At 35.8% G+C, this 17563-nt stretch carries 16 protein-coding genes; all 16 read right to left on the bottom strand.

From position 1 onward, the window contains the following. Positions 1 to 132 precede the first annotated feature (132 nt). Complete coding sequence (locus ACIQXQ_RS14275; protein ID WP_402958284.1) at positions 133 to 1341, bottom strand: hypothetical protein; 1209 nt, start codon at positions 1339 to 1341, stop codon at positions 133 to 135. 12 nt (positions 1342 to 1353) lie between these two features. Beyond that, complete coding sequence (locus ACIQXQ_RS14270) at positions 1354 to 2403, bottom strand: alpha-1,2-fucosyltransferase (RefSeq protein WP_402958282.1); 1050 nt, start codon at positions 2401 to 2403, stop codon at positions 1354 to 1356. A gap of 150 nt (positions 2404 to 2553) precedes the next feature. After that, complete coding sequence (locus ACIQXQ_RS14265) at positions 2554 to 3309, bottom strand: glycosyltransferase family 32 protein (protein WP_402958280.1); 756 nt, start codon at positions 3307 to 3309, stop codon at positions 2554 to 2556. 12 nt (positions 3310 to 3321) lie between these two features. After that, positions 3322 to 4389 (bottom strand): glycosyltransferase family 4 protein, encoded by a 1068-nt coding sequence (locus tag ACIQXQ_RS14260; RefSeq protein ID WP_402958278.1) that lies wholly within the window; start codon positions 4387 to 4389, stop codon positions 3322 to 3324. A gap of 42 nt (positions 4390 to 4431) precedes the next feature. After that, complete coding sequence (locus ACIQXQ_RS14255; RefSeq protein ID WP_402958275.1) at positions 4432 to 4566, bottom strand: LbetaH domain-containing protein; 135 nt, start codon at positions 4564 to 4566, stop codon at positions 4432 to 4434. 388 nt (positions 4567 to 4954) lie between these two features. Beyond that, the gene (locus ACIQXQ_RS14250) at positions 4955 to 5764 is read right to left on the bottom strand and encodes a WecB/TagA/CpsF family glycosyltransferase (RefSeq protein ID WP_402958273.1); all 810 of its coding nucleotides are present in this window, start codon (positions 5762 to 5764) and stop codon (positions 4955 to 4957) included. A 379-nt stretch (positions 5765 to 6143) separates the two neighbouring features. Further along, complete coding sequence (gene gmd, locus ACIQXQ_RS14245) at positions 6144 to 7223, bottom strand: GDP-mannose 4,6-dehydratase (RefSeq protein WP_402958271.1); 1080 nt, start codon at positions 7221 to 7223, stop codon at positions 6144 to 6146. Between the two features lie 18 nt (positions 7224 to 7241). Further along, positions 7242 to 8183, bottom strand: a complete 942-nt coding sequence (gene fcl, locus ACIQXQ_RS14240) for a GDP-L-fucose synthase (RefSeq protein ID WP_402958269.1) — start codon at positions 8181 to 8183, stop codon at positions 7242 to 7244. Positions 8184 to 8200: 17 nt separating this feature from the next. Continuing rightward, a complete protein-coding gene (locus ACIQXQ_RS14235) occupies positions 8201 to 8854 on the bottom strand; it encodes a sugar transferase (protein ID WP_402958444.1) in 654 nt (217 codons plus the stop codon). Positions 8855 to 8909: 55 nt separating this feature from the next. Beyond that, positions 8910 to 9785 carry a UTP--glucose-1-phosphate uridylyltransferase GalU gene (gene galU, locus ACIQXQ_RS14230; protein WP_402958267.1) on the bottom strand — a complete coding sequence of 292 codons (876 nt, stop codon included), beginning with the start codon at positions 9783 to 9785 and terminating at the stop codon, positions 8910 to 8912. A 363-nt stretch (positions 9786 to 10148) separates the two neighbouring features. Beyond that, positions 10149 to 10916: a tyrosine-protein phosphatase gene (locus tag ACIQXQ_RS14225; RefSeq protein ID WP_402958265.1), complete on the bottom strand. Its 768-nt coding sequence runs from the start codon at positions 10914 to 10916 to the stop codon at positions 10149 to 10151. A gap of 103 nt (positions 10917 to 11019) precedes the next feature. Then, a complete protein-coding gene (locus ACIQXQ_RS14220) occupies positions 11020 to 11721 on the bottom strand; it encodes a CpsD/CapB family tyrosine-protein kinase (protein WP_402958263.1) in 702 nt (233 codons plus the stop codon). Beyond that, complete coding sequence (locus ACIQXQ_RS14215) at positions 11711 to 12451, bottom strand: YveK family protein (protein WP_402958261.1); 741 nt, start codon at positions 12449 to 12451, stop codon at positions 11711 to 11713. The genes ACIQXQ_RS14220 and ACIQXQ_RS14215 overlap by 11 nt, the downstream gene beginning before the upstream one ends. Before the next feature lie 541 nt (positions 12452 to 12992). Then, on the bottom strand, positions 12993 to 13760 hold the full coding sequence (locus ACIQXQ_RS14210; RefSeq protein ID WP_402958259.1) for a tyrosine-protein phosphatase: 768 nt from the start codon (positions 13758 to 13760) through the stop codon (positions 12993 to 12995). Between the two features lie 320 nt (positions 13761 to 14080). Further along, entirely contained in the window at positions 14081 to 15502 is a 1422-nt protein-coding gene (locus tag ACIQXQ_RS14205) for a S8 family peptidase (protein WP_402958257.1), read from the bottom strand. 135 nt (positions 15503 to 15637) lie between these two features. After that, the gene (locus ACIQXQ_RS14200) at positions 15638 to 17521 is read right to left on the bottom strand and encodes a S8 family serine peptidase (RefSeq protein WP_402958255.1); all 1884 of its coding nucleotides are present in this window, start codon (positions 17519 to 17521) and stop codon (positions 15638 to 15640) included. Between the last annotated feature and the right edge of the window lie 42 nt (positions 17522 to 17563).

Here is a 17563-nt window from a genome sequence, read left to right as displayed (position 1 = left end):
GATTGTCTTCAATTCCTCTACTTATAAACCGTACCGATATTTATTTTTCATACTTTTTTCCTAACTGTCAAAATAATTCACTATTATAGGAACTTCTATCAGATTCACTTTTTTACGTCTTTAACTTACTACTTAGCAACTTTCCCTATATTTCACTTCTAACATACATATCAACAAAGTCACAACCAAAAATGAATTATAATACCAGTGTAATTCAGTAGGCATTGCTATTATCCAATACAAGGGCATAATAAAAAATAAATAACAATTTAAATTCCTTTTTACCTTCCAGGCCATTATATAAATCTTTCTAAATAAGGCTATTACCCATGCAACTCCAAGAAGTCCATAAAAATAGGCAAATCCAAAAATACCGTTATCTACCCAGAATATTCTATCATAAACTCTTGATGCAATCGCTGCTGGTTCCCATTGAGTATTAATATAGCCTCCTCCTAAAACCGGATGCTGTTTCAATATACTAAAGTAAAATTCACGACCTACCTCTCTAATATTCAATGTATTGACGGTAGATTCTCCTTTCAAAGTTAAGAAAATCGCCTGAATTTCTTCTAAATTCAATATAATGGATAATGATGGAAATAACATTAAAAAAGTAAGTAACTTAAGTAGTCCTCCTTTTCTCCACATAATAAAACCAATGATGATCGCTCCAGAAACACTAATAAACGTCATCCTCATTTTTCCCACTATTATAATTACAAACAAAATAGCTATAATGTACAACGTGCTTTTTATAACTTTTTTCTTGTTGAACAATCTATCCAAATTAATAAATAATAATAAATTTAAGAATATATTATTTATATATAATCGCGTGGTCGAATATACATCATTTGATGAAACATTGAGATATTGTATTTGTCCCAGTAATAAATACTGGCTAATATAGATAATTAATTCTAAAGTACCGATTATAAAAATAGTTTTCTGAACTTCCTCATAAGTAAATCTCTTTAAAAATAGTAATTTGGATATTGGAAAATACATAAAAGCCCATACTAACCAATATCTCTGTGGTCTAATTCCCATAATTAAATCTTGACCATATAGCAAGTAACTTTGTAAACTACTGGTCATCATTAAAACTAGTGAAAATAAAATTATCCATTTAAAGTGATATATAGGGTTAGGCTGGTTTCTATACATAAACATTATTAATCCAATCCATAATATTGCTAGCAAAACAAATAGATCGTTTAATGAGATTACACCCATTACCCTAGTACTATCCCCTACCACCAGATAAAAGAAGTTTTCACTCGCTATAATAGTAGCTATAAGTCCCCACCCGGCTAATGTTGTAACCTTTATTTTCATACTTACTCATCCTTAAAAATGATGTGTTGTATTAATTGTAATATTAGGTGAGCACGTTATTTTATTAGGGTTTTCATTTAAATAAGCTCCCCACCACCCAAACGAACTATTAGTTATTATATTATGTTTACAAAACGACATAAGTTGCATATCTCGAAAGCTATTTTCACCTTTATTCCAATCTGTAAAAAGGACCTTATCTTTTTTAAAATCTAACCCGAAGACCTTTTCATTTTTTTTACACCATTCAACACTTCCCGGATCGCAAAAGAAAATAAAAACTGGATTTTCAACTAGGGACTTAATGTATCTAACAGCTCTTTTAAAATATCCGTACTTGTAACAGGGTGCATTATATCCGAGCATATCACCGCGTCTAGCATGAATCGCTACTGAATTACACTTCTTAATAACATTGGCCATTTCTTTATTTTTCTTATCTTCTATTGGGGGAAATATAAAGGTATCTCTTATTTCCTGATCTACTTCCTCAATCCCATTTTCTAAAAACTTAAATGCTAAATTTTGGCCTGTAAATAAATTTTCTGAACTTTTTATAAATAATTGGCTTTTTATATTCACATTATTTATATAATGCTGTTTTCTAATTTTGTAAACAATTCTCTTAACTAAATCCCCAAAATATGTGTCTATCAATATCGATTTTAGAGTTTTTTCTTCACTAATCATATTTTGAAAACCTTGTTCCTCAAAATCACCACGTATATTTTCCAAAGCAATTCCAGCTTTATCAAATGCTTGAGTAAACCACACCGGATAATTCCAATTTCTACTCCAAAATTGGCTTTTAATTATATTGTTCATTATTTGTTTCCACTGTTCATCACTACAGATTTCTTTGACATTGGGAGCATTTATACCAAAGATATTTTCTAATTCATAACCATTCCACTGACATATAACTTCACTACATTCTGGAATGTCATAAATTATGGTTTCTATAAAGCAATCATCTTCTGGGTTCATTTTCTTAATTGCTAAAAATTCACAATAACTGAGCATCTGATTTCCTAGACCGGATTCTATATGGATTATCTTCACGTTTACCTCCTATTACATTTGTTATTATCAGGTGATAAAATTGCATTATGAAATTCCAGCTATAGGCATCAAAATTCTGATTTATTTAGTTTTAATAGTAATTTATATAATTTCACTAAATACTCACTATTGACTATATTAATTTCTGTATCATACCACTCCCTTTTTCACCAGTACTCGTAACATCTTGTATATTTTAACTCCTAGCAATTTTGCTAAGGATCTTTTAATATAATTCTTGACTTTATAATTCAATGGCCTCCATGAGTTTCTACAATGATGAATAACTACTGTATCAGATGTTATTACGTATGCAGAATTATCTACATCATATGCGCCAAATATTTCTTTAGGATAAACAGTGATCCCATTATCTAAAGTCTGCAGTTGACCGTTCAAACATAAGCCTTCCTTTTCTAACATATTTGAAACTCTAAATGTATTTGGTGTAACATCAAATGTCCCATCTTTATTGACAAATTTTAAAGAGTCATAAGTTTCAAGCCATTTTTTAATAAATAGACTTTCTTTTTTCGCTGCAAAAAATCCAGTCATTACAACCTTATCAGATTCAAAAGCCATAATTATTTCTTCTTCCATTAAATACGGGTCCATAGAGTTTCTTGCCTCAATATCAGTATCAAAATAAATACCACCATAATGACTTAGTGCATATAATCTCGCAACGTCACTTACGAAAGCATATTTTTTATTTTTATATGCCTGAATTACATAATCATTATAGTCTACAGGGAAATTAACTTCATTCCATTCCATAATAAGGTAATTAGGAAGTTTTTTTTCCCAAGTATCAATACAGTTCAAAATGAATTTTGACTTTTCTTCATGTCCAAACCAACAATAATGAATTATTTTAGGAATACTTTCTGTATGTTTTGATTCCATAATTTCCTCCTTTCATTGCAATCTAGCAAGATACAATTTTTCAATTAATTTCAAATGCGAATCTAATGAGTACTTCTCTTTTACAATTTTATAGCTGCCGAATCCATAGGATTCCAGTTTATTCTTATCTTGGAGCAACTCAATAATAGCGCGTGCGAAACATTTAACATCACCAGGATTAATAATATATCCATTTACTTCGCTATGGACAATCTTTGGAATACCACCAACATTGGTACTAACAATTGGTAAACCATATCCCATCGCATCCAAGATAGACATTGGCATACCTTCGTTATAAGAAGGCAAGAAGAAAATATCACTGCTTCTTAGCAGTGTGTCTTTATCCTTACCACGAACCCATCCAGTGAATTCAACATTTTCCTGAAGATTTCGTTCCTCAAGTAGCATCTTTATTTCTTCTACTTCTCCACAGCCACCAAGTATAAACCTAACATCTGGTATACTCTGTACTACTTCCTCTACTACATCAGGGAAATCATAACAACCTTTTCTCTTACAAATTTCACCCAGAAATAATACTTGTTTATTTAAACTTTTTATTTTTCTATCCTCAACAGCATCTTCATGAATAATGCTATAATTCTCAATAACTGTTATTTTTTCTTCTGGAATAATAAGACTCAGCTTTTCCTTCCACTCATCAGATAGTGTAATCAATACCGTACACATACCATAAACTTTCTGCACCATTTTTTTCTTTGTATTACTTGCATTTAAATAAAATGGTTCAAATTCAGCCCCATGTATATGATTAATAATAGGCTTCTTCGCCCAACTTGCCATATAAATGAATGGTAATTTCCTATAAAAGCTTGCTCCAAAAGAAGAATGTACATGTATTAAATCCGGTTTATCAATTAAAAGTAACTTTGCAAAATGAAAATAACCCTTGATACCTTTAAATAACTTAGTTAATTTCCTACCATCCTTATAAGACTCTACATAATTAATATTAAAACTTTTTTCTAATTTCGATTCGCGATACCCGCTTACCACAGCGGATATTCCACCTCTCACCAATGGGTTTTGAACTACCATACATATTCTTTTTTTCATAGCATTACCTTTCATTTTCTTTAAGTTTCTTTTTATGTTCCTTTAATAAAAATCTATCTCGAATTTTCTTAGCCGGATTGCCACCAAGGATTCCATTGGTTCAACATTTTTGGTTACAACACTACCAGCCGCCAAAACTGAACCTTCACCAATAGTAGCCCCTTTTAAAATCGTCACATTTGAACCAATCCATACACAGTCTGCAATGATAACGTCTGCAATCGTGTTCTGGTAAATTCTCAGAATCCTACTTCTATAATTTGTTTACCCATAACATCTATCATATGATCTCCAGTAATAATTGTTCCACCAGGTCCCCTTAAAACACAATCTCCAATAATTGTATTTGATCGGGTTGTCCAAAATAATGAATGCGGACCAATTTGACTATTATTTCCCACATATAGATTACAAAGAGGCTTTATATCACACTCATATGCAATCCGAACATTCTATCCACCAAGCACCAAAAGAAGCTTTCAATCCAGGCACAAAAAAAGCTTATTTAACGATCCACTAACAATAATGAATATTCTGTATATAATTCTCATTGAAAAGTTCATAATTACAAACCTTTTACAATCGCATACCAGATAAACTTACGATTTGTTGCCCAATATCTCTTAAACAATCTCTTCGGATCCTGAATCATTCTATATAGCCATTCAAGATTATATTTTTGCATCCATTCTGGTGCTCTATAAATATTTCCGGCAAAATAATCGAAGCCGGCACCTACTCCAAGCATTAATCCATTCACTTTCCCTTGATGCTCTGCCATCCAAATTTCCTGCTTTGGTGCCCCAAGTCCTATCCAAACGAAATCTGGATTCGTTTCATTAATATGATTTACAATTGCTACATCTTCTTCCTCTTTCAGTTGTCTAAACGGAGGACTATACATTCCTGCAATCTGTATACCCGGATAGGTTATTTTTAGTTTAGTGTATAACTTCCCCAGAGTTTCTTCTGTTGACCCGTAGAAATAATGACGGTAGCTATTCTTTACAGACACCCCAAATAGTTCCCCCATAAGGTTTGGCCCTGAAGTTCTACTCATTATCTTATATCCACGCTTTCTACCTAGTGTAGAAAGCGGACCTCCATCGGGAATTGCCATTAAACCACTATTCTGAATTTTACAGTAATCCGCATCCTCATAGGAGATAACGGTGGTATGTACGTTCGAGACACAGATATAATCTCCAGCTAAGCGGTTATTAGATTCACTTTTGACATTTGTATTTAAATAGTTCAATAGCCACTCCATATTTATTGCTGCAATATTAACACCAAGAATATTACATGTTGGAATTTTATATTTATCTACTTTACGTTTGAATTCCGTATGAACTGTCACTTCACTTTTATTCATTATATTTTTCCCCACCTCTTTTCAAAAAAATCTATCTACACTTCTTACAAACCTAGTCTATAAATTAATTAAAAGAAAAAAAGGAATGATATTTGTTTTTCTTCTATATTATAATCTTTACTTTTACTGTTTCTCTATTTAAGCTCTTTACTTCACTCACTTATGGAGTTATGTTCTGTTGGCTTTCCCAATAAGATTAATACTATTGGCTTACTATATTTACACTAATTCATTTTATTTACGAATAAGACTCTGAACGTAAATATTTACACTACCTGATTCATATAGCTATAGTTTTCTATAAAAAACAGTGTAATTCCACTTCTTAATTTCTAAAGGAACAAAAAAAGAATAAAATATCTCCTATCCCCAACTTTAATTAATCAAACATTCTCTTAATACGATCTTCTTGTGAAACTTTCTCAATATCATGAATCATCATTATCTTTACTAATTCTTCAAATGAAGTACTAGTGGGATTCCACCCTAATAATGTCTTAGCTTTCGTTGGGTCTCCTAATAATTGTTCAACTTCAGCAGGACGGAAGAATTTAGGTTCAACTTCTACAATTATTTCACCTGTCTCTTTGTTAATACCTTTCTCTTCCACGCCTGATCCTGTCCATTCAATTTCAATATTTGTCTGCTTGAAAGCTAACTCTACAAATTCACGTACGGAATGCATTTCCCCTGTGGAAATTACAAAGTCTTCTGGTGTATCATGTTGAAGCATTAACCACATACATTCTACATAGTCTTTCGCATATCCCCAATCACGAAGTGAGTCCAAATTACCCAAAGATAATTTCTTCTGTTTACCTTGTGCAATACGTGCAGCGGCTAATGTTATTTTACGAGTAACGAATGTTTCTCCACGACGTTCCGACTCGTGATTAAATAAGATTCCGTTTACTGCAAACATGTTATAAGATTCCCGATAGTTCTTTGTAATCCAGAATCCATACATTTTTGCTACTCCATATGGAGAGCGTGGATAAAATGGTGTTGTTTCTTTTTGTGGTACTTCCTGAACTTTACCGAATAATTCGGATGTCGAAGCTTGATAAATACGTGTTTTTTCTGTTAACCCGAGAATTCGAACGGCTTCTAAAATATTCAATGTTCCCTTGCCGTCTACATCTAACGTATATCCAGGCATATCAAAAGAAACACGAACATGAGATTGTGCAGCTAGGTTATATATTTCATCAGGTTGTGTTTCACTAATTAAACGGATCACATTTGATGTATCGGTAATATCCCCATAGTGTAAATAAAAATTTGTATTCCTTCTTAGTCCCTCTGCTTCTTCGTCAGTAAAAATGTCTTCTAACCGTTCTTGGTTATACGAAGAGCTGCGTCGGATTATTCCATGCACCTCATACCCTTTTTCTAACAAAAACTCTACTAAATATGACCCGTCCTGCCCTGTAACACCTGTTATTAATGCTTTTTTCATCATATCCTCCAAAAAGTTTTAATTAGTAGTAGTCAATTCATTTTCTAAAAACCATTGATAAGCTTTTGTTAAACCCTCATCCATTGTTGTAGTTGCCTTCCAGCCTAGAGAAGTTAGCTTAGTAACATCCACTAATTTTCTTGGTGTACCATCCGGTTTTGATGTATTGAACGTTATCTCTCCTTGATAGCCAACCACCTTTTTTACTTTTTCAGCCAGCTCTTTAATCGATATGTCTTCTCCCACACCGACATTTATAATCTCACTATCTGAATAGTGATTCATTAAGAAAACGCAAGCGTCTGCTAGATCTTCAGAATAAAGGAATTCACGCAAGGGTTTTCCAGTGCCCCAAACTTCCACAGTTGCCATGTTAGTTTCTTTTGCTTCATGGAATTTACGAATTAAGGCTGGTAAAACATGTGATGTGTGTAAATCGAAGTTATCTTCTGGTCCGTATAGATTCGTCGGCATCGCTGAGATATAAGATGTCCCATATTGCCTGTTATACGATTCGCACATCTTAATTCCAGCTATTTTTGCAATGGCATAGGGCTCGTTTGTTGGTTCTAATTCCCCTGTTAGGAGATACTCTTCTTTTAATGGCTGTGGAGCCATTTTGGGATAGATGCATGTACTCCCTAAAAATAATAATTTCGTAGCTCCGTATCTATAAGCCGCGTCAATGACATTTGTTTGGATTAATAGGTTATCTCGAATGAACTCAGCTGGATATTCATTGTTCGCAACAATTCCACCTACTTTGGCTGCAGCTAAAAAGATATAGTCTGGTCTTTCTTCTTCAAAAAAGGTATCTACCTGAATTTTTTCACGAAGATCCAGTTCTCGGGAAGTTCTAAAAACTACATTTTCATATCCTTCTTGTTTAAGTTTCTTTAAAATAGCTGAACCTACTAAACCGCGGTGGCCAGCGACATAAATCTTTGATTTTTTATTCATTTTTCATTTCCTTCCTATTAATAGGCGTCCTTTGAACTTATTAACATAAGCATAGTTTTGATAATAATCTTTACATCAACCCAAAACGTTCTATCTTCTATATACTTGAGATCCAGCCTCACCATTTGATTAAAGTTCAAATTACTTCTACCACTTACCTGCCAGAGACCTGTACATCCGGGTGTGACTAGTAACCTTTGTTTATCATAGTCCGAGTATTCTATAATTTCACGTGTTAGTGGTGGCCGCGGTCCTACTAAACTCATGTCCCCCTTCAACACATTCCAAAGTTGTGGCAGTTCGTCAATGCTAGTTTTTCTGATAATTTTACCTATTTTTGTTATTCTTGGATCATCCTTCATTTTAAACATAGCCCCAGATACCTCATTTAAGGCAAGTAAATCTTTTAACTGTTCTTCCGCATCAGAAACCATCGATCTGAATTTATACATATGAAATGTAGTTTCACCTTTTCCTATACGAACTTGCTTAAAAAAAATCGGACCTTTCGGATCTTCGAGTTTGATTAAGATAGCTACAAGTAAAAAAATGAGTGAAAGAAAGATAAGTCCTATAAGGGATCCAATAATATCCATTGATCTTTTCATCCTTAAATAACTTACATTAGCATTCACTTGATCTGCAGTTAATAAGCGGTCAGTTGGTGCCACTCTCTGTTCGACTGCTACAGATTTCAAAATGGCTCCTCCCTTACTTCCGTTATTCTTATAATTTTTGTTTTTCTAGTAAACTCTCCAGAAACTTCAATACATCATCTTTAAGGATTTTGTCTTGCAAGGCAAACTCAATGGTTGTCTCAATAAACCCTAACTTTTCCCCTACATCAAATCGTTTACCTTCAAAATCATAGGCAAACACCCTCTGAATCTCATTTAATTTTTGAATGGCATCTGTCAATTGAATTTCTCCGCCAGCTCCTATTTCTTGTTTTTCCAAAAACATGAATATCTCAGGAGTAAAGATATATCGGCCCATAATCGCCAAGTTGGAAGGTGCCGACCCTTTTGCGGGCTTTTCAACAAAGTTATTAACTTCATAGCGTCGTCCATTTTGGTTATTGGGGTCGACAATTCCATAACGATGGGTTTCTTCTACTGGAACAGTTTGTACACCGATGACGGAGGATAAGGTTTTATCATATTCATTCATTAATTGTTTTAAGCAAGGTGTCTCCGCTCGGACAATATCATCACCTAACAAAACGGCGAATGGTTCATTACCAATGAATTTTCTCGCACACCAAACCGCATGTCCTAAACCTTTTGGCTCTTTCTGTCTGATATAGTGAATGTCCACTTTAGATGGCGCTTGGACTTTCTCCAATAATTCGAATTTATTTTTCTCCATTAAAATGTTCTCTAAATCGAACGCATTATCAAAATGATCCTCAATTGCTCGCTTACCTTTTCCTGTCACAATAATGATGTCCTCAATACCTGAATCAATCGCTTCTTCAATAATATATTGAATGGTTGGTTTATCTACGATTGGAAGCATTTCCTTTGGCATTGCCTTTGTTGCTGGCAAAAATCTCGTTCCTAAGCCTGCAGCTGGTATTATTGCCTTTTTAACTCTTTTCATTCCTTCTCCCCCTCAAACCATTCAGTTGTTTCTTATAAATACTTAATGACAATACACATAATTGAGATGCCCTCTCATTAAATATCTATAATGAGATTTATTCTTTTATCTTTAATAAAATTGTTAAAAAAACTTAAAATATCTGTTAAGTATCACGAATATAATCCGATATAATCATTAATGGTTTTGCACTTTTAAAAAATTAAAATTGGGCATCTAACCCTCCCTCACAACACACCCTTGACGACTAGCGTCTAAGGAATTAAAATTCCCACAGCATGATCGAGTACCTCCTTTGATAACGGACAGGAAGCTTCACCGGTTAGCAGTTGTGCAAACGTTTTTATTAGGTGCAAAAAAAATTTATAGTATTCCCAAGAATTTTCTCTTTCTAATCTTCTCAGGGATTTCCCGATAAACAGATTTACCCTGTACAAGCAACTCTGCGTTATCTAGAAACAGGTCAATCCAATCTACGCCAAATTTCTTTTCAATCACATCAAAGGCTTCATTCATTTTGAAGCTTCTGCTTTTGATATGATGAGCATCGGATGCAATGAAATGCGTCAGATTGTATTCAACTAATTGTATGGAAAAGTTTTGAATGGTTTTTCCAAAGGCTCCGGATACACTGGCTGCAGTTACTTGAGTAAGTGCCCCATTTTTCACAAAATGGTAGAGAAGGTCTGGGTTCTGTAAGAGTTCCTGGTTACGTTCAGGGTGGACGATGATAGGAGTGAGACGTTCGAACTGAATATCAACTAACAATTGCTCCGTATAACGTGGGACATGTGTCGATGGGAGTTCAATGAATAGATAGTTACCTCCGTCATTCAAGGTGACTATTTCACCTAGCTTATAATCTTGGATGATTTCCCCGTAGATTCTTGTCTCTTGTCCAGGTAGAACCTCTAAAGAAATTTCCTCAATCTTCAAGATTTCGTTCAACTCTGCCACTTCACGTATAATGTCTAGTTTTCGATTTTCATATTTTCCATTTTTATGATGAGGCGTTGCAATGATTTTGTTTATGCCTTCACGAACTGCCTCTCTTGCCAAGTCAAGACTATCTTCAATCGTTTGTGCTCCATCATCCACGCCTGGTAAAATATGAGAATGAATATCAATCACGATTTACCCCTCCTCTCCATCAGATTCTTTATACCTAAATAAATTACATTTAATTACATTATATTAGCATTATAAACCAATAATATACAAATAGGTAGCTTTTTTACCTATTTCCATAGTAGTAATAATATTGACTATTCTTTTTCATTTTTTTATTATTCAGGACTACTCCAAGTAGATTACAAGACGAAGAGTTTAATAGTTCTTTCGCTTTCAACGCTTGTTCGGTTTCCGTTTTTCCGCTCGATAGGACAAGAATGGATCCATCACAGCTATTCGCTAGAATTTGCGCATCGGTTACAGCTAAGACTGGTGGTGTATCCATAACGATGACGTCGAAACTTTGATAAAATTCATCGAATAATTCCGTCATGGATTTCGAACCGAGAAGTTCAGCGGGATTTGGGGGGATGGGGCCACTTGATAACACATACAGATTTTCTTCATCCGTTTCAATGACTGCTTCATGTAACTCCATTCGCTTTGTTAATACATTGGTCAATCCGAACGTATTCGGTAAATTGAAGGTATAGTGAACGGTTGGTTTTCGTAGATCTGCATCGACAAGCAGGACCCGTTTTCCTTGCTGGGCAAATACAACAGCCAGATTTGCCGCTGTTGTGGATTTCCCTTCTCCTGGTGCTGGTGATGTGACCATGATCGAACGTATTTCCTGATCAACTCCCGAAAAATGGATATTGGTGCGGATTGTTCGAAATTGTTCAGATATAGGCGATTGAGGATTTAACTTCGCAATCAGCTTTCGTTTGGAATCTAGCTTTTTCTTTTTATCTTTAGGAGCCAATTGATTCACCTCTTCTTCGTGTCGTTCTTTCCTTGCGTGACTTCCTATCGTCTAGGCCATCAAAGGTGGTAATAACACCAAGTACCGGTAACCCGAGTTGATTTTCGATATCTTGCTCCGTTTTGAACGTGTTATCTAAGTATTCAAGTAAGAAGGTAAGACCCACCCCAGCCATTAATCCAACTACTAGCGCAATCGCAACATTCAATAGCGGTTGTGGTTTGATTGGAGAAGGATTTGCTACATATTCTGCAGGAGCCAATATTGTCACATTATCTACATTCATGATTTTTGCAATTTCTTTTTTGAACACTTCTGCCGTCTTATTCGCAATATCTACTGCCATTTGAGGCTTTTCATCATTAACCGTGATCGTAACGACTTGTGAATTCTGTTCGCTTGCGACCGATATTTTTTCATTCAACTGCCCTGATGTCATATCAAGCTTTAGATTTTCCCTAACCAAATCCAAAATCGCCGAACTTTTAATGATGACATTATATGTATTGATTAACTGCAGATTCGTCTGGACTTCGTTATTACTGTATAATGCTTCCTCATTCTTCGATTGATTAACGAGTAATTGTGTTGAGGCCTGATAAATGGGGGTTAAGAAAAAATAACTGACGACACCGCTGATTATAACCGCAAGAGCCGTGATACAAATAATTAGACTCAATCTTTTTCTCAAGGTTAAAAACAGGTCTTTTAAACTAATAGTTTCTTCCATAAGTCCCTCCAACTTCATTTTTACAACTCTGGTATTATATCACAATACATTACCATAAGATGAATTTTTTGTCATAAATATAGATAATTTTGGATTTATTTTAAACCCATCGCACTATAATTTTGTATATTTTTTCAATAAATGATCTTAACTTAGAAAATAGCATGTCATTTATTGTAGTCTTTAAGAGATTGAACAAGAAAGTCTTTTTACCTGTATTTCCATTGTATTTGCACCGAAAAAGGACTTTAGAAGCGGTCTTTATTACCCATAAAAAGGCCATGCCAATAACCTACTAGTTTCCCTCATTCGGAATTAGTTAAGTACCCATATAATTGATTAGACAGGACATCCCTTACCTTGCAAATGCTAGCCTCTGAACTTCTGAGGCGAAACCGGTCTTAATAACGAACAGCCGTACCTCTTTTTAGAGATGCGGCTGTTTTTGTGTTGCTTGATGTCTAGTCCATCTTCATCGTTAAGCCTCTTCACTAGGTTGCTAGTATATAAATCAAACCCTATCAGTAATCATCGAGTTTTTCTAAAATAACCCTAAAAATTTCTTGGTTTCAATTTTTTGTGGCATTTCCTTGTAAGCTAGTTTTCCTTGTGCAAGTAGCTCAGCATTGTCCATAAAGAGGTATACCATATCTACACCATAATTTTTTTCGATTTCATCAAAAGCCTCGACCATGTGGAAGGACCGATTTTTAGTATTATGAACATCAGATGCGACATAATGGGTCAAGTTCAATTCAATGAGCTGTTGAGCAAACCTTTTGGTTTTCTTACCATATCCACCAACTAGGCTTTTCGCTGTAATTTGTGTCATCGCACCATTTTTGACAAGCTTATAAAGTCGATTAGGTGACACCAGAAACTCCTGGTTTCTTTCTGGATGAACAATGATTGGAATAAGGCCCTTCATTTGAATGTCATATAATAAGGAGTCTGTATAAGCAGGAACAAAGTCTGTAGGTAATTCGATGAACAAATATCTGCCCGCATCATTTAATGTTAATATTTCTCCCTTTTGATAATCTGCTAATATTTCTCCATATATTCTTGTTTCCTGTCCAGGCAAGACTTGTAAATCAATTGCTTCCTGTTTTAATATATGATTTAGTTCCTTTACCTTCTCTAAAATATTCGTTTTAGTATTTTCAAAGAGGCCATTTTTATGGTGCGGGGTGGCAATAAGAGTGTGAATCCCTTCTGAAACGGCCAGTTTTGCTATCGCTATACTTTCAGTAATATGCTTGGCCCCTTCATCCATCCCCGGTAAAATATGAGAATTTATATCAATCATTTTAAAACACCCTTCCCTCTCCTTCGGTCTTTATCCTTATTTATTTAGTTAAATTTAACATTAAATAGTAAATTTTACAAATATCTTTGTAAAATTTATGAATTTTTAGTGTCTTTCTATCTATCTTATTCTTTTTCATTCATTATGAAATGTATCGTTATATTCAATCACTTCTAGATAATCGATAGATGTTTCAAGGAGAGAGGTTAAAGCTTTTTCGGCTACTGCGAGAATGAGTGTGTTAGAATTATAGACTTCTTGTAAATAAAATGAGTCGTCTACTAAAACAAGCCCCCGTTAAATCCGGAGGCTGTTTCTGTTTATTTTTTCGCTTTGGTCACTGTCACGGTTCTTGCTTTACTGTAATATCCCGCTTTGCTTTTAGCTGTAACGGATAGCTTGGTTCCTGCTTTTTGTTTGTTTTTTATGGTTATTTTAAATTTCCCTGAACTGTTTGTCGTTGCTTTTCCCAGCTGGCTGCTTCCTTTTTTAACCGTGACGGTCGAGCCTTTTTCCACTTTGCCAGTAATCGTTTTAACATTGTCCTTGACTGTGTTGACCGTCGGTTCTGCAATATAGTTCACGGCCCGTTTGGCATTCACGCGGCCATTTCCGTAAAGATGATCTCGTCCTTTTTTGCCTAGATCATCAGCCGTGCTAAATAAACGTTCTTCGACTTGCGTATTCGTTAAGGATGGCTTGTTCCCCCATACTAAGGCTGCAACTCCTGTGACAATTGGAGCGGCCATTGATGTTCCTGTCATATATCCGTAAGATTTATAAGGAAGCGATGAATAAATCGAGTCTCCTGGTGCAGCAAGGTCAATATTGTATCCATAATTGGAATAGTCGGTAATTCGATCATTTTTGGACGTTGCACTGACAGATATAACATTATCATAAGAGGCAGGATAACAATCCCAATAAGTATCTTCATTTCCAGCTGCAGCGACGATGACCAATCCCATATCATGAGTATACTGAATGGCATCATCAAAACTATAGGAATACGTGTAACTTCCCAAACTCATATTGATAATATCGGCACCATATTCCACTGCATAATAAAGCGCATAGATGACATCAGACGTATAACTAGCATTTCCGCTAAATACATTAATCGGCATGATTCTAGTATTTGGGGCGACACCAGTTCCGCCAGAACCATTATTCATGGTACCAGCAATGATGCCGGCCACATGCGTACCATGATCACCCATAGGCAAATATGAACTACTAAAAGTCACCATGTTATAAGGAGCATAATATTTCCCTTTTAAGTCGGGATGATTCAAATCAGCTCCGTCATCAATGACAGCTACGACGATATTCTTAGAACCCTTCGCCTTGTCCCACGCTTTTTCCGTTTGAATCAACTTGTGATGATATTGCTTTGTATAATGGGGATCACTCGGTTTTTTCATTTTTTGAATAAGATAATCTGGCTCAACGTATTCAACATTATTATCTTTTTCTAGTTTCTTTATAAAACCATCGGTACTAGTCTCATCAGGGACTTCCATGGTTTTCAACAAACCCTGATTATCTATCGTTTCCTCGCTTACATTATATTTTTTCAGACTGTCCTTATTAGCTGAAGGCTTCATTTTGACTATGACTCTATCTGTTTCAATTTCAGCTGAATTAGGCTGTTCAGCCGCTAGTGTTTTAGGAACCATCGTCCCAAAGCCTATTTGCATACCAAAGACAATGACAACTAGTGTAGAAAAAATCCTTTTCATACTTATCCCCTCTTTCTGTGACTATCGAACTACTATATTACCAGAAACAAACAAATTAATATACTTTTTTTACAATTTCACACCATATAAAAAAGCCTCCTAGATTCTCTCGGAGGCTTCCTCTCTATCATAGTTTTACTTTTTCACGGTCACTTTTCTCGACTTACTTACATTCTTTGCTTCGTCTTTTGCATAGACATACACGATTTTCCCGGCACTTTGCTTGGCAATCTTGACCGTGAAGTTGCCTTTGTTCGAAGCTTTAGCAGAGCCAATGACTTTGCCCGATGCTTTGACATATACGGTGGAGCTTACTTCTGCCTTCCCTGTCACCTTTGTTGTTTTGGGCGTGACTTTATTGACTGTCGGCATTCTTGGTGCGGTTTTATCCTTGACCGTCACTTTTTTGGCAGGGCTTTTGTTTCCTGCTTTATCGGTTGCGATTAAAGTCAGCACTTTTCCAGCCTTTTGCTTTTTCGTCATCGTCACGGTGAATGTGCCTGAGCTGTTAGTGGTTGCCTTTCCAAGCGTAGTGGTTCCCGTTTGGACGGTCACTTTGGAACTCGCTTCCGCTTTCCCCGTCACCTTTGTCGTATTGTCACCCACAGCATTTACTGTCGGCTTAGGTGGTGCGGTTTTATCGGTAACGGTAAGGAAGACCGGCACGCTTTTATTACCTGTTTTATCGACTAATCGTACATACACTTTCTGGCCAGCCTTCTGTTTGGCAACCGTCGCTGAAAATGTCTTTTCCCCGTTGATTTTCACCGTGGCTAGTGTTATTTTCTTCGTATAAATGGAGACGGTTCCGGTTGTAAACTGGCTAGGTATCGTCCCTTTAATCTTTGTATCCCTATCTGAGATGCCTGTCACAGAAGGTCTACTGAGGGTCTTCATCTCAAGTGCCTTTTTTGCATTGACACGCCCGTTACCATAATAGACATCTTTTCCTTTTGTGCCTAGATCGACAGCCGAGTCATATAATCGATATTCCACCGCTAATTGGGAAAGTTTCGGTTCATTGGACCAAATCAATGCGGCTACACCGGTAACAACGGGTGTCGCCATGGACGTTCCGCTCATAAAGGCATATCGATTATAAGGAAACGTTGAAAGGATTTTATCCCCGGGGGCTGTAATATCCACCGATGAATCGTAATTGGAATAAGTGGCGCGCTTATCTTTTGATGTGGTGGCACCCACCGAAATGACATGACTGAATGCGGCAGGGTATACACGTTTGTTGCTCTTTTTCAAATCCCCTTCATTTCCAGCCGCCGCAATAATCAGAACCCCTTCTTTATACGCCTCCTGGACCGCTTTATCTAGCGCTTTTGAATAATAGGTCTCTCCTAGACTCATATTAATTATGTCGGCTCCGTTTTCGATTGCATAATGGATGGCTTCTATGATATCGACCGTATCTGCATATTTCCCATCAAAAACGTTAATCGGCATAATTTTTATAGTAGGGGCCACACCTGCGCCTCCTAGTTTATTGTTAGCAGAGCCGGCAATGATGCCCGCAACATGCGTTCCATGTTCTCCTTTGGGCAGGATATTCATTCTCTCACGCACAGTATCATAACCTTTATAAATCTTCCCTTTTAAATCTTCATGATTACGGTCAATGCCATCATCAATGATGGCCACGATCATTTCTTTTGAGCCCATGGTCTTTTTCCATGCAGCTTTCGTCCCGATTTTTTGATGATGCCATTGATCCTTAAAAATGGGGTCAGACAGACTTTCCATCTTTTTAAAAAGATAGTTTGGCTCTGCATACTCTACCTTTTTCTGATCTTCAAGCTTCTCTATTAGTTTTTCTGTGGTTTGCCCTTTAGGGATGTCTACCGTTTCAATTAATTCGCTGATAGGCTCATCATTTGTTTCTCTATATTTTACAATGACACCATCGGCATTAGGAGCTTCCTCTGCAAAAACGGCTTCTGGCTGTTGAATCGGCAAAAATGTTAAAAGAAGTGCGATAGGTACGATGGACCGAAATAACTTTTGCATGGAATCACTCCAATAGATTATTATGGGTACTTTTCATTAGTT

Source organism: Peribacillus sp. NPDC097198 (assembly GCF_044762055.1).
GTDB lineage: Bacteria > Bacillota > Bacilli > Bacillales > DSM-1321 > Peribacillus.
This window is presented reverse-complemented; position numbering and strand designations above follow the sequence as displayed.